Source organism: Streptomyces sp. NPDC087420 (genome assembly GCF_044744165.1).
Taxonomy (GTDB): Bacteria; Actinomycetota; Actinomycetes; order Streptomycetales; family Streptomycetaceae; genus Streptomyces.
The window spans coordinates 201,551-220,659 of record NZ_JBIUXU010000010.1 but is presented as its reverse complement, the minus strand read 5'-3'; the positions used below and the strand labels follow the sequence as shown (position 1 = coordinate 220,659).

Annotated in this window: 16 protein-coding genes and 2 pseudogenes; 10 read left to right on the top strand and 8 right to left on the bottom strand. The window is 72.3% G+C overall.

Annotated elements, in window-relative coordinates:
• Positions 1-806: 806 nt before the first annotated feature.
• Positions 807-1,664: a 3-hydroxybutyryl-CoA dehydrogenase gene (locus tag ACIO1C_RS22315; protein ID WP_401866364.1), complete on the bottom strand. Its 858-nt coding sequence runs from the start codon at positions 1,662-1,664 to the stop codon at positions 807-809.
• A 371-nt stretch (positions 1,665-2,035) separates the two neighbouring features.
• Between ACIO1C_RS22315 and ACIO1C_RS22310 the strand changes: the two genes are divergently transcribed.
• The gene (locus ACIO1C_RS22310; protein WP_401866362.1) at positions 2,036-3,259 is read left to right on the top strand and encodes a glycoside hydrolase family 10 protein; all 1,224 of its coding nucleotides are present in this window, start codon (positions 2,036-2,038) and stop codon (positions 3,257-3,259) included.
• A gap of 18 nt (positions 3,260-3,277) precedes the next feature.
• Here the strand turns inward: ACIO1C_RS22310 and ACIO1C_RS22305 are convergent, their stop codons facing one another.
• Positions 3,278-4,216 (bottom strand): DMT family transporter, encoded by a 939-nt coding sequence (locus tag ACIO1C_RS22305; protein WP_401866143.1) that lies wholly within the window; start codon positions 4,214-4,216, stop codon positions 3,278-3,280.
• On the opposite strand from ACIO1C_RS22305, the gene ACIO1C_RS22300 reads away from it, so the two are divergent.
• Together ACIO1C_RS22300 and ACIO1C_RS22295 are read left to right on the top strand one after the other, a co-directional pair.
• Complete coding sequence (locus tag ACIO1C_RS22300) at positions 4,215-5,663, top strand: PLP-dependent aminotransferase family protein (RefSeq protein WP_401866141.1); 1,449 nt, start codon at positions 4,215-4,217, stop codon at positions 5,661-5,663. The genes ACIO1C_RS22305 and ACIO1C_RS22300 overlap by 2 nt on opposite strands.
• A 132-nt stretch (positions 5,664-5,795) precedes the next feature.
• Positions 5,796-6,371: a histidine phosphatase family protein gene (locus tag ACIO1C_RS22295; protein WP_401866139.1), complete on the top strand. Its 576-nt coding sequence runs from the start codon at positions 5,796-5,798 to the stop codon at positions 6,369-6,371.
• Between the two features lie 129 nt (positions 6,372-6,500).
• Here the strand turns inward: ACIO1C_RS22295 and recQ are convergent, their stop codons facing one another.
• The 3 genes from recQ to ACIO1C_RS22280 all read right to left on the bottom strand — a co-directional run bounded on the left by recQ (position 6,501) and on the right by ACIO1C_RS22280 (position 10,233).
• Positions 6,501-8,393 carry a DNA helicase RecQ gene (recQ, locus tag ACIO1C_RS22290; protein WP_401866137.1) on the bottom strand — a complete coding sequence of 631 codons (1,893 nt, stop codon included), beginning with the start codon at positions 8,391-8,393 and terminating at the stop codon, positions 6,501-6,503.
• A gap of 110 nt (positions 8,394-8,503) precedes the next feature.
• Positions 8,504-9,427: a GyrI-like domain-containing protein gene (locus tag ACIO1C_RS22285; RefSeq protein ID WP_401866135.1), complete on the bottom strand. Its 924-nt coding sequence runs from the start codon at positions 9,425-9,427 to the stop codon at positions 8,504-8,506.
• A gap of 32 nt (positions 9,428-9,459) precedes the next feature.
• The gene (locus ACIO1C_RS22280; RefSeq protein WP_401866134.1) at positions 9,460-10,233 is read right to left on the bottom strand and encodes a 2-phosphosulfolactate phosphatase; all 774 of its coding nucleotides are present in this window, start codon (positions 10,231-10,233) and stop codon (positions 9,460-9,462) included.
• 216 nt (positions 10,234-10,449) lie between these two features.
• Between ACIO1C_RS22280 and argC the strand changes: the two genes are divergently transcribed.
• From argC to ACIO1C_RS22245, 7 genes and pseudogenes are all read left to right on the top strand, one after another.
• On the top strand, positions 10,450-11,487 hold the full coding sequence (argC, locus tag ACIO1C_RS22275) for an N-acetyl-gamma-glutamyl-phosphate reductase (RefSeq protein WP_401866132.1): 1,038 nt from the start codon (positions 10,450-10,452) through the stop codon (positions 11,485-11,487).
• Positions 11,484-12,653, top strand: coding sequence for a bifunctional glutamate N-acetyltransferase/amino-acid acetyltransferase ArgJ (argJ, locus tag ACIO1C_RS22270; RefSeq protein ID WP_401866130.1), 1,170 nt, complete (start codon positions 11,484-11,486; stop codon positions 12,651-12,653). Before argC ends, argJ begins: the two co-directional genes overlap by 4 nt.
• A complete protein-coding gene (gene argB, locus ACIO1C_RS22265; RefSeq protein ID WP_401866128.1) occupies positions 12,650-13,618 on the top strand; it encodes an acetylglutamate kinase in 969 nt (322 codons plus the stop codon). Before argJ ends, argB begins: the two co-directional genes overlap by 4 nt.
• Before the next feature lie 47 nt (positions 13,619-13,665).
• Positions 13,666-14,834, top strand: a pseudogene (locus tag ACIO1C_RS22260) (acetylornithine transaminase).
• Positions 14,831-15,367: an arginine repressor gene (locus ACIO1C_RS22255; protein WP_161307278.1), complete on the top strand. Its 537-nt coding sequence runs from the start codon at positions 14,831-14,833 to the stop codon at positions 15,365-15,367. Before ACIO1C_RS22260 ends, ACIO1C_RS22255 begins: the two are co-directional and overlap by 4 nt.
• Before the next feature lie 62 nt (positions 15,368-15,429).
• A pseudogene (locus ACIO1C_RS22250) lies at positions 15,430-15,890 on the top strand (glycerophosphodiester phosphodiesterase family protein); the annotation flags it as partial.
• Positions 15,891-16,071: 181 nt separating this feature from the next.
• On the top strand, positions 16,072-16,224 hold the full coding sequence (locus ACIO1C_RS22245) for a hypothetical protein (protein WP_401866127.1): 153 nt from the start codon (positions 16,072-16,074) through the stop codon (positions 16,222-16,224).
• Positions 16,225-16,270: 46 nt separating this feature from the next.
• Here the strand turns inward: ACIO1C_RS22245 and ACIO1C_RS22240 are convergent, their stop codons facing one another.
• The 3 genes from ACIO1C_RS22240 to ACIO1C_RS22230 are packed head-to-tail and all read right to left on the bottom strand — an operon-like array spanning position 16,271 to position 19,096.
• Positions 16,271-17,326, bottom strand: a complete 1,056-nt coding sequence (locus tag ACIO1C_RS22240; protein ID WP_401866125.1) for a PfkB family carbohydrate kinase — start codon at positions 17,324-17,326, stop codon at positions 16,271-16,273.
• Positions 17,323-18,339 (bottom strand): ADP-ribosylglycohydrolase family protein, encoded by a 1,017-nt coding sequence (locus ACIO1C_RS22235; protein ID WP_401866123.1) that lies wholly within the window; start codon positions 18,337-18,339, stop codon positions 17,323-17,325. Before ACIO1C_RS22235 ends, ACIO1C_RS22240 begins: the two co-directional genes overlap by 4 nt.
• Positions 18,340-18,376: 37 nt before the next feature.
• A complete protein-coding gene (locus ACIO1C_RS22230) occupies positions 18,377-19,096 on the bottom strand; it encodes a GntR family transcriptional regulator (protein WP_401866121.1) in 720 nt (239 codons plus the stop codon).
• Positions 19,097-19,109 lie beyond the last annotated feature (13 nt).

Sequence of the window (19,109 nt, the reverse complement as noted above, 5' to 3'; positions counted from 1 at the left end):
CCTGGGATGGTGCACCACACTCGCCCAGCATGACGCACGGTGACGAGAGCCCTGGCGGTGCAGCAGCGACAAGTTCGGGGGCGTCAGCGTCCAGCCGCCCGGGGAAGACGAGTACTGGCGCCGTGCCTTCAGTCGAGGTCAGGGAATGAAGGAGGAGTCCTTGGTCTCAACCGGCGTCGTCAGAACCGGCGGCGGAGCGGTCAGTCAGCGGGCGCGAGCCTGCGGGCGGTGGCCGCCTCCCATCAACGCGGCACCTACCGGCTACGGTTGGAACACCTTTGGTCGCGTTTCCGTAGGGAGTGGAACCGATCACTGAAGGCACTGTGGAAGACGCACAACCCGTGCTGTAGCTCTTCTTGTCGCCTCCGGTGGCCAGCCGGTGGCCGGATGCCTTTGGGCGACGTAGCACGAGGCCGCACAGGCAAACAAGCTGTATGTGCTCTGATCAGGCAGAACAGCACCAGCCAGCACGACGAAGCAGCACGCAACATGATCGCTCACGGTCTTGTAATGCGTAGGTCCCGAACTGGAGAGCCAGGGACTTTTCAGGGACTTTCAGCTCTGTCGGGGGGATCTTCGAGGGACGTTCCGCAGTGCAGAGACGGAAGGCTCCGACAGAGTTGAAAGACCGGAGACGTCAGATCTCCGGCCACGTGAAGAGGCGCTTGATGTGGCCACCACTGAGTTGGGGCTGCGTCACGGGTCAGGCGCCATACGGACTGAAACAGCGCCTGACCACGTACTTCGCGGGCTCGGAGCCCCCGGTGATCCCCTACTACCGTCCGTCGAGCAGCCCGCCGGGCCCGTCAGTACGTGTAGAAGCCCGCCCTCGTCTTACGGCCCAGCCGCCCCGCGTCCACCATCCGCTGGAGCAGCGGGGGAGCGGCGTACAGCGCTTCCTTGTACTCGGCGTACATCGAGTCCGCGACCGAGGCCACGGTGTCCAGGCCGATCAGGTCGGCGAGCTTGAGCGGGCCCATCGGATGGGCGCAGCCCAGCTCCATGCCGTTGTCGATGTCCTCACGGCTGGCGATCCCCGACTCGAACATCCGGACGGCGGAGAGCAGGTACGGGATCAGCAGGGCGTTCACCACGAAGCCCGAGCGGTCCTGGGCGCGGATCGCGTGCTTGCCGAGCACCCCCTCGACCACGGCCTCGGCGCGGCGGAGCGTCTCGTCGGACGTCGTCAGGGCGGGGATCAGCTCGACCAGCTTCTGCACCGGGGCCGGGTTGAAGAAGTGGATCCCGATGACCTGGTCGGGGCGGGAGGTCGCGACGGCCAGCCTGACGAGCGGGATGGAGGAGGTGTTGGAGGCCAGGATCGCGTCGGGCCGGGTCACGACCTGGTCGAGCACCTGGAAGATCTCCGTCTTGACCTTTTCGTTCTCCACGACGGCCTCGATGACGAGGTCGCGGTCCGCGAACTCCCCGAGGTCGGTGGTGAAACTGAGCCGGCCGAGCGTCGCGTCCCGTTCCTCCGGCGTGATCTTGCCGCGCTCGGCGGCCTTGGCGAGCGAACTGTGCAGGCGGGTCCTGCCGATCTCCAGGGCCTCGCCGGTCGTCTCGGCGACCCTCACCTCCAGGCCGCTGCGGGCGGCGACCTCGGCGATGCCTGCGCCCATCTGGCCGCAGCCCACCACTCCCACGCGGGCGATATCGGTCAGGGTGTCGGTCACATCGTGCCTTTCGCTGGTCCGCGCCGATCCGCGCAGGTCGGTGCCGGATCGGTGACGGATGGGTCCCGGGTCGGTGGTTCCGGCAGGTCGCCCGGGTGATCCCGGCGCCCGCCCCGGACCGAGACGTTACTCCGCGCGGGTGTGTGGACGCCGGGCCGGGGCGGGCATGCTCAGCCCGTACGGCGGCCCGCTCCCCACCGCGGCGGGCCGCTGAATCCCCCCGGAATCCCCCCACAAGCAAGGGACGGAAGCAGATGCGGCGCACGCCGGAGAACACCCCACAGAACACCCCACAGAACGCCCCCCACAACACCCCACCACTGACCCCCCGGATCGGCACCTTCGGCAGACGGGGATTCATGGCGGCCACGGCGGCGCTGATGACCACGATGCTCACCTCCTCGGACGCGCTCGCGGGCGGGCCCGTGGGTCCCGACGGGCGGCACCGCTACGCGCGCCGGGACCTGCGCGGGGTGTGGGTCGCGACGGTCACGAACCGCGACTGGCCCTCCAAGCCCGGGCTCACCGCCGCCCAGCAGCGCGCCGAACTGATCGCGCATCTGGACACGGCCGTCCACCGCAAGCTGAACGCCGTCGTCTTCCAGGTCAGGCCCACGGCCGACGCCCTGTGGCCCTCGCCGTACGAGCCCTGGTCGCAGTACCTCACCGGGACGCAGGGCAAGGACCCGGGCTGGGACCCGCTGGGTACGGCGGTGCGCGAGGCGCACGCGCGCGGTCTGGAGCTGCACGCCTGGTTCAACCCGTACCGCGTCGCCATGCACACCGACCCGTCGAAGCTCTCCGCGAAGCACCCCGCCCGGGTGCATCCCGACTGGGTGCTGCCGTACGGCGGAAAGCTGTACTACAACCCGGGCCTCCCCGAGGTCAGGGCCTTCGTGCAGGACGCCATGCTGGACGCCGTGCGGCGCTACGACATCGACGCCGTGCACTGGGACGACTACTTCTACCCCTATCCCGTAGCGGGCCAGGTGTTCGAGGACGACGAGGCGTACGCACGGTACGGCGCCGGCTTCAAGGACAAGGCGGCCTGGCGGCGGGACAACACGGACCGGCTGGTGCGCGAGACCGCCGCGAAGATCAAGAAGCTCAAGAAGGACGTACGGTTCGGCATCAGCCCGTTCGGCGTGTGGCGCAACGCGGCCACCGACCCGCTCGGCTCCGACACCCGGGCCGGTGTGCAGACGTACGACGACCTGCACGCGGACACCCGGAAGTGGGTGAAGGAGGGCTGGATCGACTACATCGCCCCGCAGCTGTACTGGAACATCGGCTTCGCCGCCGCCGACTACGCGAAGCTGGTGCGCTGGTGGGACGGCGTCGTACGGGGCACCGGCGTCGACCTCTACATCGGCGAGGCGCTCTACAAGGCCGGCGACCCGGCGCAACCCGCCCCCTGGCAGGACCCGGCGGAGCTGTCCCGCCACCTCACGCTGGCGAAGGACTTCCCGGGGGTGGGCGGCCACTGCTTCTTCGCCGCGAAGGAGGTCCGCTCCGACCCCCTCGGCGCGATGACCCGCCTCGTGACGGACCACTACGGCAAGCGCTCGCGACTGCTGGGGTGAGAGGGCGGGGCGGGGCGCTCAGCCGCGGGCGCCCGCGCGTTGGGTGACGGCGATGCAGATGAGGACCGCGAGCGCCGCCGCGATGGCTGCCGGGGGGAGGTGTTCGCCGAGGAGGAGTACGGCCCAGACCAGGGTGAGCAGGGGTTGGGCGAGCTGGAGTTGGCTGGCGCGGGCTATGCCGATCGAGGCCATGCCCCGGTACCAGACGTACAGGCCGAAGAACGTCGAGACCGAGGCCACCCAGACGATCCCGATCACGCCGTGGGGCGACAGCCGTACCGGCTCGAAGGACAGGGCGGTCGCCGCGCCCGCCACCGAGAGCGGCAGGCATCCGATCAGCGCCCAGCCGATCACGTGCCAGCCGGGCATCTCCCTGGCCAGCCGCCCGCCTTCCGTGTAGCCGGCCGCGCACACCAGCAGCGCGCCGAAGAGGTACAGGTCGCCGGAGGACAGGGTGCCGCCGCTCTGCTGGACCGCGAAGGCGAGGACCACGGCCGCGCCCGCCACGGCGGCCCACCAGAACGCGCGGGACGGGCGGCGTCCTGTCCGCAGGGTCGCGAAGGCTGCCGTGGTCAGCGGCAGCAGCCCGACCACCACGGCCGCGTGTGCGCTGGTCGAGGTCTCCAGGGCCAGGGTCGTCAGCAGCGGGAAGCCGACCACGACCCCGCCCGCGACCACGGCGAGACCGGCCCAGTGCCTTCGCGCGGGCGCCGGGACGCGCAGCGCGAGCAGGAAGCCGCCCGCGAGGAGCGCGGCGAGGGTGCTGCGGACGGCGACCAGGGACCAGGGGCCGAAGCTCTCCAGGCCCCACGCCGTGGAGGGGAAGGTGAGCGAGAAGGCGAGGACGCCCAGCACGGCGAGGAGGGTGCCGGAGCGGGCGGAGGGTGTGGGGGCGGGGAGGGGCGGGCCGCCCACCGCTATCGATGTGTCCGTAGTAGCGCTATCCTGTGCCGTCATGCAAGAGCGTAGCAGTGTGCGGGAATTGGCCGATGTCCTGCGTGAGGAGCTGAACCGCTACCCGCCTGGTGGAAAACTGCCGTCCAGTCGCGTCCTGGTCGAGCGCCACCACGTCTCCCCGGTGACCGTCTCGCGCGCCCTCGCCCGGCTCGCCGCGGAAGGGCTTGTTGTCACCCGCCCCGGCGCCGGTGCCTTCCGTGCCGCCGCGCGCCCGACGGCCCCGCCGGCCGGTGACACCTCCTGGCAGGAGGTCACGCTGAGCGCCGACGCCCAGGCCGAACTCGTCCCCCGGGCGGTCGACGCCTCCGCCGTCCTGGTCACCCTCGCCGCGCCGGCGCCCGGTGTCGTGGAGTTCAACGGCGGCTATCTGCACCCCTCCCTCCAGCCCGAGCAGGCGATGGGCGCCGCCCTGGCACGGGCCGGCCGCCGCCCCGGCGCCTGGGGACGGCCGCCCGTCGAGGGCCTTCCGGAACTGCGCGAGTGGTTCGCCCGCTCGGTCGGGGACCGCTGCACCGCCGCCGAGGTACTGGTCACGGCGGGCGGTCAGAGCGCTCTGACCACCGCGGTACGGGCGCTCGCGCCGCCCGGCGCCCCCGTCCTCGTGGAGTCGCCCACCTACCCCGGCATGCTCGCCATCGCCCGTGCCGCAGGGCTGCGGCCCGTGCCCGTGCCGGTGGACTCCGACGGCGTACGGCCCGAGCTGCTCGCCGAGGCCTTCCGGGCCACCGGGGCACGGGTGTTCATCTGCCAGCCGCTCTTCCAGAACCCCACCGGGGCCGTGCTCTCACCGGAGCGCAGGCCCCAGGTGCTCAGGATCGCCCGGGAGGCCGGCGCCTTCGTCGTGGAGGACGACTTCGCCCGGCGGCTGGTCCACGAGGACGCGGGGCCGCTGCCCGCGCCGCTCGCCGCCGACGACCCCGACGGCGTCGTCGTGCACGTCAGCTCCCTCACCAAGGCGTCCTCGGCGAGCCTGCGGGTCGGCATGCTGGCGGCCCGGGGCCCCGTCCTGGAACGGCTGCGTGCCATCCACGTCGTCGACACCTTCTTCGTACCGCGCCCCCTCCAGGAAGCCGCCCTGGAACTGGTCGGATCCGCCGCCTGGAGCCGGCACCTGCGGGCCCTCGCGGGGGCCTTGAAGACCCGCAGGGACACCATGGCCACCGCCCTGCGCCGGGAGCTGCCCGAGCTGGCCGTACCGCACCTGCCCGCCGGCGGACACCACCTCTGGGTCCGGCTCCCCGACGGCACCGACGAGCCGGCCGTCGTCTCCGCCGCCCTGCGCGCGGGGGTGGCCGTCACGCCCGGCCGCCCGTACTTCAGCGCCGAGGCACCGGCCGCGCGGCTGCGGCTCAGCTTCGCCGCGGTGGCGGGTCCCGCGGAGATCCACGAGGGGGTACGGAGGCTCCGTACCGCCTGTGACGAGGCACTCGGGGTTGTCCGGGCCTGACGGCGGGAGGGTGGCGGGCCGTCGGCCGGAGGGGGGCGGACCGCATATGTCACGCCCATATCCCGAACCGTTTCTCCACCGGCCTTCGACTGACTCTTGACCAGGTCGCCGTTCGGATCCACGATCACGGCCATGAGTGTTCAGGTCACCTTGGTCGCCGCCGCGCGCAGCTCGGACCTGTACGACGAGCGCTTCGACGAGGACCGCCCTCTGGACCGGATCGGCTGGCACGAGATCCAGCTCGTGGCGCACAGCCTGGTGCCGCTGGCCGCCGCCGATCTCCGCTACTGCTCACCCACCCCGCGCAGCCGTGCCACCGGCGACGCGCTGGGCTACGCGCCGATGGCGCAGCCCGCCCTGCGGGACTGTGACATGGGCCGCTGGCGCGGGCTCACCTTCGCCGAGGCGGCTGCGCGTGAACCGGCCGCCGTGGACGCCTGGCTGGCCGACCCCCGGGCCGCCCCGCACGGCGGCGAACCGCTGCTGGCCTTCATCTCCCGGGTGGGCGGCTGGCTGGACACCAGGCCCGCGCAGGACATCATGGCGATCGTGGCGGTGGCGGAACCGGCGGTCGTACGGGCGGCGGTGGTCTACGCGCTGAACGCACCGCCGCGTACGTACTGGTACCTGGACGTCCGCCCGCTCTCCACCGTCACCCTCACCGGCGCCCCCGGCCGCTGGAACCTGCGGCTGGACGCGGGCCCGTGAGGTGACACGGGCCCGGGACGTACAGGCCGCCTCTGACGCACGGGCCGCCTCTGACGTACAGGCCGCCCCTGACGTATGGGCCGCCTCTGACGTACGGGCCGTTCCTGACGTACGGATCCCACCGCCCGCTCAGGCCGCGCCCAGCGTCTCCAGGATCTGCTCCCCGTACTTCGCCAGCTTGTTCTCCCCGACCCCGTTCACCGTGCCCAGTTCCGCCAGCGTCGACGGGGACAGCACCGCGATCTCCCGCAGCGTCGCGTCATGGAAGATCACGTACGCGGGCACGCCCTGCTCCTTCGCCGAGGCGGCGCGCCAGGCACGCAGCGACTCGAACACCGGCACCGCCTCGGCCGGCAGGTCCACCGGAGCCGCGCGGTTCCTGGCCGTCTTCTCCGCGCGCGCCGGGCGCGGGGCGCTCTCGGGCTCCCGTCGCAGGACGACGGGCCGCCGCCCGCCCAGCACCTCCGCGCTGTCGTCCGTGAGCGCCAGCGTCCCGTACTCGCCCTCGACGGCGACGAGGCCCTGCGCCAGCATCTGCCGGGCCACACCGCGCCATTCCGCCTCGCGCAGCTCGGTGCCGATGCCGAAGACGCTCAGCGCGTCATGGTCGAACTGGATGACCTTCGCGGTCTTCTTGCCCAGCAGGATGTCGGTGATCTGCCCGGCGCCGAACTTCTGGTTGCGCTCCCGCTTGAGCCGTACCACCGTCGAGAGGAACTTCTGCACGGGCACCGTGCCGTCCCAGGACTCCGCCGGGGTCAGGCACGTGTCGCAGTTCCCGCACGCGGTGCTCTCCTGGCCGAAGTACGCCAGCAGGCGCACCCGGCGGCACTCGACCGTCTCGCACAGCGCGAGCATCGCGTCGACGTGCTCGCCCAGCCGCCGCCGGTGCGCGTCGTCGCCCTCCGAGGTCTCGATCATCTTTCGCTGCTGGACGACGTCCTGGAGCCCGTACGCCAGCCAGGCCGTGGACGGCAGCCCGTCACGCCCGGCGCGGCCGGTCTCCTGGTAGTACCCCTCGACCGACTTGGGCAGGTCGAGGTGGGCCACGAACCGTACGTCCGGCTTGTCGATGCCCATGCCGAACGCGATCGTCGCCACCATGACCAGCCCGTCCTCCCGCAGGAAGCGCGACTGGTTCGCGGCGCGCGTCCGGGAGTCCAGACCCGCGTGGTACGGCAGCGCGTTGACGCCGTTCTTCACCAGGAACTCGGCGGTCTTCTCGACCGACGCGCGCGACAGGCAGTAGACGATCCCCGCGTCCCCGGGGTGCTCGGCGCGCAGCAGCTGCAACAGCTGCTTCTTGGGATCGTTCTTCGGCGCGATGCGGTACTGGATGTTGGGCCGGTCGAAGCTCGCGACGAAGTGCCGCGCGTCCTGGAGCTTGAGCCGGGACGCGATCTCCGTGTGCGTGGCCTCGGTGGCGGTCGCGGTGAGCGCGATGCGCGGTACGTCCGGCCAGCGCTCGTGCAGCGCGGACAGGGCGAGGTAGTCGGGGCGGAAGTCGTGGCCCCACTGGGCCACGCAGTGCGCCTCGTCGATCGCGAACAGCGAGATCGTGCCGCGCTCCAGCAGCCGTACGGTCGCCTCCACGCGCAGGCGCTCCGGGGCGAGGTAGAGCAGGTCCAGCTCCCCAGCGAGGAACTCCGCCTCCACCATGCGCCGTTCGTCCAGGTCCTGCGTCGAGTTCAGGAACCCGGCCCGCACCCCGAGCGCCCGCAGCGCGTCGACCTGGTCCTGCATGAGCGCGATGAGCGGCGACACCACCACACCGACCCCTTTGCGGACCAGCGCGGGGATCTGGTAGCAGAGCGACTTGCCCCCGCCGGTCGGCATCAGCACGAGCGCGTCACCGCCGTCGACCACGTGGTCGATGATCTCCTGCTGGCTCCCGCGGAAGGAGTCATAGCCGAAGACGCGGTGCAGCACCCGCAGGGCGTCGCTCGTCCCCGCGTCGCTGATCTCAGGGCCGCCGACCTCAAGGAGGGGGCCGATGTCGGAACCGGTGCCGGGAGTGCTCATTCGCCGAGTCTACGAGGATTGCCGACCCCGCTTCCCGGCCTGTGGACAACTCCGGCCCGCACCTGTGGACAACTGCCGGGGAGCAGCGATCCGGTAAGGCCGATCAGCGATCAGCCCCGCTTACTCTTCTCCTCCCGCTCCCTCTTCCCTTCCCGCTCCCTCTTCCCTTCGCGCTCCCCCTCCCGCTCCACCGGAAGCCACAGCTCGGCGTCCGCCTCCGTCCCGTCCGGGGACAGGCGGGTGCGCAGGATCTCCGGACCGGGGCGGGTGCGGTACGGGTTCGAGGGGAACCACTCCGCGTACACGTCCCGCCACAGGTGCTGGATCGCCTCCGGCACCGGCCCCGAGGTGGTGAAAACCGCCCAGGTGCCGGCCGGGACGGCGAGGGTGGTGGTGCCCTCGGGGGCCGCCGCGGAGGTGATCACCCCGTGGTAGTAGTCCAGCTCGGTGCCCTCGGCACGGCCGGGGTCCAGGTCGTCGCAGACCGCGACGGTGCCATGGGGTTCGTGGTCCGACAGTTTCTCCAGGCTCTCCCGCACGCCCGGGTCGATCCCGCGGACAAAATCGATGATGGCCCGGTTCGGCCCGACGTGCACCAGAGGGACCCGGGCCTTGAGGCCGACGACGGTGAAGTCCGGCCTGTCCACGACGCGATAGCGCATGCTGTTGCTTCCTTCGACGGTGAGGCGGAAGGTCAACCGGGGCTGAGAGACGAGCGCGGCGCCGGTACGGCGGGCCTCGCCGGGCCCGACGCCGTGCACGGTACGGAACGCCCGCGCGAACGCCTCGCCCGAGCCGTAGCCGTACCGCACCGCGATCTCCAGCAGGGAGTCACGCCCGCCGAGCACCTCGGCGCCCGCGACGGTGAGCCGCCGGCGCCGTACGTACTCCGAGAGCGGCATGCCCGCGAGCGCGGAGAACATCCGGCGCAGGTGGTACTCGGAGGTGGCCGCGGTGCGCGCCAGCGCGGCGACGTCGACGGCCCCGCCGAGGCCCTCGATCTGCTCCATGGCCCGGTTCAGCCGCTCCAGCATGTCCGGTCCCCTTCCTCTTGACGACCACCACGCTAGGAGGCGCGCGCCCTGCCGGACCCGACATCCTGTGCCCGTTCCTGTCGGGTATGGCGCCGGCTGCCGCCGTCCGGCCCGGGCCGGGGTACCTCCGGTGGCACCTCGACGGGACGGAGGACCGTCAAGGAGTCCTCCTGGCGGGCCACCATCGCGAAGGGGAACCTGTCGGTCTCCAGGCAGAGGTCGACATCGTCCGGGTGGTAGCCGCTCCGCAGCCCACCGGCGAGGTCCGCGGCGGCACGCGAGGTCCTCGCGCGGTGGAGGTACGGGGCCACGTCGACCTCGCCTCCTCCCATGCACCGGCCGATGTACTCGGCGCAGGCCAGGTCCTCCTCGGCCCGGCCCTCCTCGCCGGTGACCACGAACGTCACCGGACCGGAGCCCTCGCCGCGCAGGAACCGCGCGGTCGGCCCGGCCACCACGAAGCTCGCGCACAGGACCAGGGGCGCGCTTGCCACGGCCAGCGCGCCCACGGTTCCCGCCGTCGTCTTCTGCACCAGCGTGCGGCCGGCGAACTCGCGTGACCGCAGCAGGCCGGGCGAGTTCACCGCGTCGAAGCCCGCCGCCGGCGCCCCGTCCTTCAGGGCCAGCCAGCCGGAGTGGCTCTCCTTCAAGGCGAGCGCCTCACTCTCCGTCGAGGCGAGGACGATCCTCTCGACGCCACGCGCGAAGGCCCAGGCGGCCACGGTGAAGGCGCGCATGACGTCGATGACGACCGCGACGCGCGGTACCCCGCTCAACTCCGGTATGCCGACGAAGTGATGATCCATGGCGCCATTGTCGCCGGTGCGGCCGACCTCGACCGGGGTCGGCCGCACCGGGTTTTGGGCCGGTGCGACCGTCGGAGAACGCGGTGGCTCGATACTCGTACAGGGCCCGCACCGGCGATCCTGCCGGCGGCCACCGACAGCGCCCGGCCACCGATCGGCATTGCATAAAGCTGCGGGGGAACGTATAGTCATGCCATTGCAGAGGAGGGCTCTTCGATGGTGGCACAGACGGTACGCGTAGCGGTGGCCGGGGCGAGTGGGTACGCGGGCGGGGAGTTGCTGCGGCTGCTCCTCGGGCATCCCGGGGTCCGTATCGGCGCCCTGACCGGTAACTCCAACGCCGGGCAGACACTCGGCGGCCTGCAACCGCACCTGCTGCCGCTGGCCGGCCGGGTGCTGGAGGCGACCTCCGCCGAGGTGCTCGCCGGGCACGACGTCGTCTTTCTCGCGCTGCCGCACGGGCAGTCCGCCGCCGTCGCCGAGCAGCTCGGGGACGAGGTCCTCGTCATCGACGTCGGCGCCGACTTCCGGCTCAAGAACGCCGCCGACTGGGAGAGGTTCTACGGCTCCCCCCACGCCGGCACCTGGCCCTACGGGCTCCCCGAACTGCCGGGCGCCCGCGCCGCGCTGGAGGGGTCCAAGCGTGTCGCGGTGCCCGGCTGCTACCCCACGGCCGTCTCCCTCGCGCTCTTTCCCGCGTACGGAGCCGGGCTCGCCGAGCCCGAGGCCGTCGTCGTCGCCGCGTCCGGCACCTCCGGCGCGGGCAAGGCCGCCAAGCCGCACCTGCTGGGCTCCGAGGTCATGGGCTCCATGTCGCCGTACGGCGTCGGCGGCGGGCACCGGCACACCCCGGAGATCGTCCAGAACCTCAGCGCCGCCGCCGGCGAGCCCGTGACCGTCTCCTTCACCCCCACCCTCGCCCCCATGCCCCGCGGCATCCTCGCCACCTGCTCCGCCAGGGCCAGGCGCGGCACCACGGCCGGGGACGTACGGGCCGCGTACGAGAAGGCCTTCGCGGACGAGCCGTTCGTCCACCTGCTCCCCGAGGGACGCTGGCCCGCCACCGCGTCCGTCTACGGTTCCAACGCCGTACAGATCCAGGTCACGTACGACGAACACGCGCACCGCATCATCGCGATCAGCGCCATCGACAACCTCACCAAGGGCACGGCCGGCGGCGCCCTCCAGAGCATGAACATCGCCCTCGGCCTCCCCGAGGACACCGGACTCTCCACGATCGGAGTGGCACCTTGAGCGTCACCGCAGCGCAGGGATTCACGGCGGCGGGCATCGCCGCCGGGATCAAGGAGAACGGCAACCCGGACCTGGCCCTCGTGGTCAACCGCGGCCCGCGCCGCGCCGCCGCCGGTGTCTTCACCTCCAACCGCGTCAAGGCCGCGCCCGTCCTCTGGTCCGAACAGGTCGTCAGGGGCGGGGAGATCTCCGCCGTCGTCCTCAACTCCGGCGGCGCCAACGCCTGTACGGGACCCCAGGGCTTCCAGGACACCCACGCCACCGCCGAGAAGGCCGCCGAGGTGCTGAGCGCGGCGGGCGGCGCCGAGCACGGCGCCGGTGAGATCGCCGTCGCCTCCACCGGGCTCATCGGGCTGCTCCTGCCGATGGACAAGCTCCTGCCCGGCATCGAGAAGGCCGCCGCCGAACTCTCCCCGCACGGCGGCGAGAAGGCCGCCATCGCCATCAAGACCACCGACACCGTGCACAAGACCGCCGTCGCGGGCGGCGACGGCTGGACCGTCGGCGGCATGGCCAAGGGCGCGGGCATGCTCGCCCCCGGCCTCGCCACCATGCTCGTCGTCCTCACCACCGACGCCGACGTCGAGAGCCCCGCCCTGGACACCGCGCTGCGCGCCGCGACCCGTACCACCTTCGACCGGGTCGACTCCGACGGCTGCATGTCCACCAACGACACCGTGCTGCTGCTGGCCTCCGGCGCGTCCGGGGTGACGCCCCCGTACGACGAGTTCGCCGAGGCGGTCCGTACGGTCTGCGCCGACCTCGCCCGGCAGCTCATCGGTGACGCGGAGGGCGCGTCCAAGGACATCAGGATCGAGGTCGTCAACGCCGCGAGCGAGGACGACGCCGTCGAGGTGGGCCGCTCCATCGCCCGCAACAACCTCCTCAAGTGCGCCCTCCACGGCGAGGACCCCAACTGGGGGCGGGTGCTGTCCGCCATCGGCACGACCGGCGCGGTCTTTGAACCCGACCGGCTGAACGTCGCCATCAATGACGTCTGGGTCTGCAAGAACGGCTCCGTCGGCGAGGACCGCGACCAGGTCGACATGCGCTACCGCGAGGTGCGCATCACCGCCGACCTCGCCGCCGGCGCGGACTCCGCCGTCATCTGGGCCAACGACCTCACCGCCGAGTACGTCCACGAGAACAGCGCGTACAGCTCATGACCGACCTGCCCGCCGTCCCCACGGCCCGCAAGCACTACGCCCTGCCCAAGGCGCAGATCCTCATCGAGGCACTGCCCTGGCTCACCCGGCACCACGGCAAGACCGTCGTCATCAAGTTCGGCGGCAACGCCATGATCGACGAGGACCTCAAGGCGGCCTTCGCGCAGGACGTCGTCTTCCTGCGCCAGGCCGGCCTCAAGCCGGTCGTCGTACACGGCGGCGGCCCCCAGATCAGCGCCCAGCTCGACCGGCACGGCTTGGTCAGCGAGTTCAAGGCCGGCCTGCGGGTCACCACACCCGAAGCGATGGACGTCGTACGGATGGTCCTCGCCGGACAGGTCCAGCGCGAGCTCGTCGGCCTGCTCAACCAGCACGGCCCGCTCGCCGTCGGCATGACCGGCGAGGACGCGCACACCATCACCGCGGTCCAGCACCGCCCCCTGATCGACGGCGAGTTGATCGACATCGGCCGGGTCGGCGAGATCACCGCCATCGACACCGGCGCCATCGAGGCGCTGCTCGGGGACGGCCGGATCCCGGTCATCTCCTCCATCGCCCGCAGCGCCGACGACGGCCACGTCTACAACGTCAACGCCGACACCGCCGCGGCGGCCCTCGCCGCCGCCCTCGGCGCCGAGACGCTGATGGTCCTCACCGACGTCGAGGGCCTCTACGAGGACTGGCCGAACAGCGACGACGTCATCAGCAGGCTCACCGCGAGCGAGCTGGAGAAACTGCTGCCCGAGCTGTCCAGTGGCATGGTGCCCAAGATGGAGGGCTGCCTGCACGCCGTACGCAACGGAGTCACCACCGCCCGGGTCCTCGACGGGCGCGTCCAGCACTCGATCCTGCTGGAGATCTTCACGGACGAAGGCATCGGCACGATGGTCGTGCCGGACGCCCCGCACGACCCGATCACAGATCAGGACACACACGCAGTCGCGGACGAAGGGGGAGCACGGTGAGTACGGTGACCGGCAACGAGGAGCTCGTACAGCGCTGGCAAGGCGTGATGGCGGACAACTACGGGACGCCGCGGCTGTCCCTGGTCCGGGGCGAGGGCACCACCGTCTGGGACGCCGACGGCACGCCGTACACCGACTTCGTCGGCGGAATCGCCGTCAACGCGCTCGGCCACGCCCACCCGGCCGTCGTCGAGGCCGTCTCCCGCCAGATCGCGCAGCTGGGCCACGTCTCCAACCTCTTCGTCGCCGAGCCGCCCCTCGCGCTCGCCGAACGCCTGATCCAGCTCGCCGGCCGCCCCGGCCGGGTGTTCTTCTGCAACTCCGGCGGCGAGGCCAACGAAACCGCCTTCAAGATCGGCCGGCTGACGGGCCGTACGCACATGGTCGCCACCACCGGCGGCTTCCACGGCCGGACGATGGGCTCGCTCGCCCTCACCGGCCAGGAGCCGAAGCGGACCCCGTTCCTCCCGCTGCCCGGCGACGTCACCCACGTCCCCTTCGGTGACGTGGAGGCGCTGCGGGCCGCGGTCACCGAGGAGACCGCGTTTGTGATCATCGAGCCGATCCAGGGCGAGATCGGCGTCGTCGTCCCGCCCAAGGGCTACCTGGAGGCGGCCAGGGAGATCACCCGCGCCACCGGCACGCTGCTCGTGCTGGACGAGGTACAGACGGGGATCGGCCGGACGGGCCACTGGTTCGAGCACCTCGCCCACCAGGGCGTCGAGCCCGACGTCATCACCCTCGCCAAGGGCCTGGGCGGCGGGCTGCCGCTCGGCGCGGTCCTCGCGTTCGGCGAGGCCGCGGACCTGCTGCGGCCCGGCCACCACGGTACGACGTTCGGCGGCAACCCCGTCTCCTGCGCCGCCGGACTCGCGGTCCTCGACACGCTGGCCGCCGACGGCCTCCTCGACCAGGTGAAGCGGCTCGGCGAGCGGCTGCGCGACGGGATCGAGGGGCTGGGCCACCCGCTGGTCTCCCATGTCCGTGGCGCGGGCCTGCTCCTGGGTATCGTGCTCACCGGGCCGCTCGCACCGCAGGTGCAGCGGGCGGCCCAGGACGCCGGTCTCCTGGTGAACGCGCCCGCCCCCGACGTCGTACGACTGATGCCTCCACTGATCATCGGCGACGACGAGGTGGACAGGTTCCTCCAGCTCCTGCCCGGGGTCCTCGACACGGCTACGGGGACGGACGATCCGGGGAAATGAGACAACGATGACCGAGGCCCAGGAACCTGAGCAGGGCGGGCAGTCCGTGCCGCAGACACGGACGGCCCGGCACCGCCGGATCGTCGACATCCTGAACCGGCAGCCGGTGCGCTCACAGAGCCAGCTGGCGAAACTGCTCGCGGACGACGGGCTGAACGTCACCCAGGCGACGCTCTCGCGCGACCTGGACGAACTGGGCGCGGTGAAGATCCGCAACACCGGTGGTGAGCTGATCTACGCCGTGCCGAGCGAGGGCGGATACCGTACGCCGCACGCGCCGCTCGGGGAGTCGGCCAAGGAGGAGCGGATGCGGCGCCTCTCCGGCGAACTCCTCATCTCCGCCGAGGCCTCGGCGAACCTGGTGGTCCTGCGTACGCCGCCGGGCGCGGCGCAGTTCCTGGCGTCGGCCATCGACCAGGCCGAACTGAGCGACGTCCTGGGCACGATCGCGGGGGACGACACGCTGATGCTGATCAGCCGTGACCCGGCGGGCGGGCAGGCGCTGGCGGAACACCTGCTGAAGCTGGCGCAGAACGACCGCTGAGCGGGGCGGCCGTCGAGCGGATCCACGCCTCGTACCTCAACCACAAGCCCGGCGCTCCGGTCATGGTGGTCGCCCATCGCGGCTACTGGCGGGGCGCGCCGGAGAACTCACTCCGGGCCGTCGACCTGGCGGTCGACAAGGGGGCCGAGGTGGTGGAGATCGACGTACAGCGCACCAGGACGGCCAGTTGGTCCTCATGCACGACGACACGGTGAACCGCACCACCAGCGGTACCGGCCGGGTGGCCGATCTGACGCTCGACCAGATCAGGGCCCTGCGGCTGCGGGCCGGTCTCGGCGGCGCGCGGGCCGCGCTCACCGACGACCGTGTGCCGACGCTCGCCGAGGCGCCGGCGACCGCCAAGGCGCAGGCGCTGGGGCGCGTGTGGATGAACACCATGGGGTACGGCCTGGCCGCCGGCTACACCGACGAGGCGTCGCTCACCGACCCGGCCCGGGGGTGGGCCCCGGTGACCGACCGGCACGGCGCTTCGATGATCCAGACCGACAACCAGGAACAGCTGCTGGACTGGCTGGACGCGCGCCGCCGGCACGCGCCGTGGCCCGTCGTCCCGGCCGGAGCGGTGAGGGTGCAGGCCGAGGACTACTCCTTCGGGGGCAAGGACGTCGGCCACCACGACACGGAGGACGACAACAAGGGCGGCGTGGCGCGCACGTACGAGGGTGTGGACGACCCCGTTGGACGTGCGGAACACCACCTCGCAGGACGCCTTCGAGCTCCAGGCCGTCGCGGGCGGGCAGCGTCTCACCCGTGGCACGCACGAGTTCGTGGTACGGATGGACGACGCCGCCTACCAGAACTTCAACATCGACTACTTCCAGTTCGACCGCGCCTGACGCGAGCCGTGTCCGGCGGATCCGCCGCGGTCCGCCGGACACCCGTTCACCGCTGGGCGGAACTTGTACCGAACAGCCGTACCGCCAGCGGGTCCTCGCCCAGGAACGCCCTCAACTCCGCCCGGTCCGGGGCGGTCGCGGGGCCCCGGCGGGTCACCGCGTACGCCGCCGCCGCGTTCGCCCCCCGGGCCGCCGTCAGCGGGTCGAACCCCTGGGCCAGCAGCGCCAGGAACGCGCCGACGTGCGCGTCCCCCGCCCCGTTGCTGTCGACGGCGCGCACCGGGAAGCCCGGCACCCGCACCGGCACCGGCACCCGCACCGGCTCCAGCTCCGCCTCCGGCCCCGCGCCCGGCGCCGCCAGCCAGCAGCCGTCCTTGTCCACCCGTACGAGCACCCCGCCGCCCGGAGCCAGCCGCTCGCGCAGCGCGGACGCGGCCGCGCCGGGGTCGGCGAGCCCCGACATCAGCCGGGCCTCGCGGGCGTTGGCACTGAGCCAGTCCGTACGGGCCAGCACCGGGGCGAGCACCGCCTCCGGGATGTCGGCCACCAGCGGCGCCGGGTCGAGGCAGACGACGATCTCCGGGGGCATGAGCGCGGTGAAGCGGGCCAGCAGCGGGCCGTTCACCGGCATGACGAGCCCGTAGCCGGAGAGCTGCACCAGATCGCCGGGCCGCAACTGCTCGGCTACCGCCGCGACATCGGCCTCCGTCATCTCCGCGTCCACGCCGAAACTGGTGACGAAGGTACGTTCGCCGCCCGCCTCGACCAGGGCCACGGTGAAGCCCGTGTCGCCGTCCGCGCGGACCGGCAGCACCACCCCGATGTCCTCGGAGACGAGCGCCTCGCGGACGAGATCGCCGTACGGGCCGGTGCCGTGCAGCCCGGCGAACACGGATCCCGTACCGAGGCGGCGGGCCGCGACGAGCGTGTTGAAACCGCCGCCGGCCGTCAGCTCCGTACGCGTGCCGATGACATCGCCGCCCCGCTCGGGCAGCGCGGGGATCTCGATGACAAGATCGGCGATGACGTTCCCGGCGAGGACGACGCGGGGGCCGTCCAGCACGGCGGGGGTACGTGCTCCGGCCGCCCGACCGGCGCTCAACGTCCCGCCCCCTCGTACGCGCCCCGCACTGCCAGTAGTCGTACGACCAGCGGCTCCAGGTCCAGGTCGTTGACGGTACAGAGCGTGGCGACCGCCTCGGCCGGGAGTGCCGCGAATCCCGCGACCGACCCCGCGACCGCGCCCGCGATCGCGCCGATCGTGTCGCTGTCCCCGCCCAGATTGGCCGCGAGCAGGGCGGCCCGCCACGGGTCGCCGCCCGCCACCGTCACCACCGCGAAGGCCGCCGGCACCGACTCCTGGCTGGCCACGCTCGTCCCGACCAGGGCCACGATCCGGTCCAGCGCCGCCGCGTCCGGCAGGTCCCGTACCAGCGCGCGGGCCCACTCGATCCGGGACGCGATGTCGGCCCCCGCGATCCAGTGCCCGCGCCCGGCGCCCGCCCGGGCCGCCCCGACCGCCGCTGCCACGGCCTCCTCCAGCGTCCCCCCGGCCACCCCGGTGCTCACCGCCGCGGCCACGGCCGCCGCGCCCGCGATGCCCACGGTCGTGTCATGGGTGACCTGGCAGGACTCCACCACACGGTCGAGGAAGTCGGCCGTCGGCGCGGCCGGGAAGGCGATCCCGACGGGCGTGACCCGCATCGCGGCGCCGTTCGTGGAGCCGTACCGCCCCGCCTCCTCCGGCGGCACCCCCCGCGCCACCGCGTCCAGCGCGGCCTTGGTGGACGGGCCCAGCAGGTCGAACGAGCCCTTGGCCCGCATCTCCGCCTCCCAGGCCAGCAGTTCCTGGGCGAAACGCAGCGGATCGATCCGTCCCTGGCCCTGGTCGATCAGCCGGCCGACGAGGACGGCCTGGTCGGTGTCGTCGGTGACCGAGCCGGCCGGCATTCCCGCGCTGACCGGGTTGTCGGGCCGGGCGGCCTCGAAGCCGGAGACGGTGCCGTAGACCCGTACGACCTCCTCCCGGGACATCATCTGCGTGGGCATGCCGAGGGCGTCGCCCAGGGCGAGTCCGTAGTACGCGCCCAGGGCGCGGTCCAGCTGACCGGTCACAAGAGGTCTCCTCGGCTCACAAGAGGTTCTCCTCGGCTCACGAGAGGCCTCCTCGGCCCGAGCGGACGCGCAGTTCGAAACGGGCGGGGTCGAGCAGGCTGGTGATCTGTTCGACGACCGAGCCGTCGGCGGCCCGGAAGACCTGGGCGAGGTGCAGGAACGACGTGCCGGGGGAGCGGCGCAGGACGGCGGCGTCCGCCGCGTCGAGCGCGCGCACCGCGACCCGCCCGTCGCCGCTGTGCGGTATCCGTCCCGCGGCGACGAGCGCCCGGTTCAGCGAGCCGTCGTCGAGCCCCCGCTCCGGGAGTCCGGCGACCGCGCCGACGGCGGGGACCCTGCTGCGTTCGAGCGACACACCCTGCCCGTCGGGGAGCCGCCGGACGCGGTCCAGCGCCACGAACGCGCTGGATTCCGTGCCCAGTTCACCGGCCAGCCGCTGGTCCGTCACCTCCTCGAAGAGGTGGATCTCCGTGGACAGCTCGGTGTCCTGGCCGGTCAGCGCGTGGGTCCAGCCGAGGGGGTGGTCGAGCGGCGTCCCGTCGAAGGTGACAAACGAGCCTATGCCCGCGTGCGTCGAGATCAGCCCCTGCTCGCCGAGGACCTGGAGCGCCTGGCGCACGGTCGTACGGCTCACGGCGAACCGCTGGGTCAGCGCGTGCTCGCCGGGGAGCCTGCTGCCGTCGGAGTGGACCCCGGCGCGGATCTCGTCGGCGAGGACGCGGGCGATGCGGTGATGCTTATGAACCTGTCCAGGCATGTATGAAGCTTAA

Coding starts and splice junctions, on each gene's coding strand:
- ACIO1C_RS22230 (WP_401866121.1), bottom strand. CDS start 19,096: ATGCCTGGACAGGTTCATAAGCATCACCGCATCGCCCGCGTCCTCGCC.
- recQ (WP_401866137.1), bottom strand. CDS start 8,393: ATGAGCACTCCCGGCACCGGTTCCGACATCGGCCCCCTCCTTGAGGTC.
- ACIO1C_RS22305 (WP_401866143.1), bottom strand. CDS start 4,216: ATGACGGCACAGGATAGCGCTACTACGGACACATCGATAGCGGTGGGC.
- argC (WP_401866132.1), top strand. CDS start 10,450: ATGGTGGCACAGACGGTACGCGTAGCGGTGGCCGGGGCGAGTGGGTAC.
- argB (WP_401866128.1), top strand. CDS start 12,650: ATGACCGACCTGCCCGCCGTCCCCACGGCCCGCAAGCACTACGCCCTG.
- ACIO1C_RS22295 (WP_401866139.1), top strand. CDS start 5,796: ATGAGTGTTCAGGTCACCTTGGTCGCCGCCGCGCGCAGCTCGGACCTG.
- ACIO1C_RS22255 (WP_161307278.1), top strand. CDS start 14,831: ATGACCGAGGCCCAGGAACCTGAGCAGGGCGGGCAGTCCGTGCCGCAG.
- ACIO1C_RS22310 (WP_401866362.1), top strand. CDS start 2,036: ATGGCGGCCACGGCGGCGCTGATGACCACGATGCTCACCTCCTCGGAC.
- ACIO1C_RS22300 (WP_401866141.1), top strand. CDS start 4,215: ATGCAAGAGCGTAGCAGTGTGCGGGAATTGGCCGATGTCCTGCGTGAG.
- ACIO1C_RS22285 (WP_401866135.1), bottom strand. CDS start 9,427: ATGCTGGAGCGGCTGAACCGGGCCATGGAGCAGATCGAGGGCCTCGGC.
- ACIO1C_RS22280 (WP_401866134.1), bottom strand. CDS start 10,233: ATGGATCATCACTTCGTCGGCATACCGGAGTTGAGCGGGGTACCGCGC.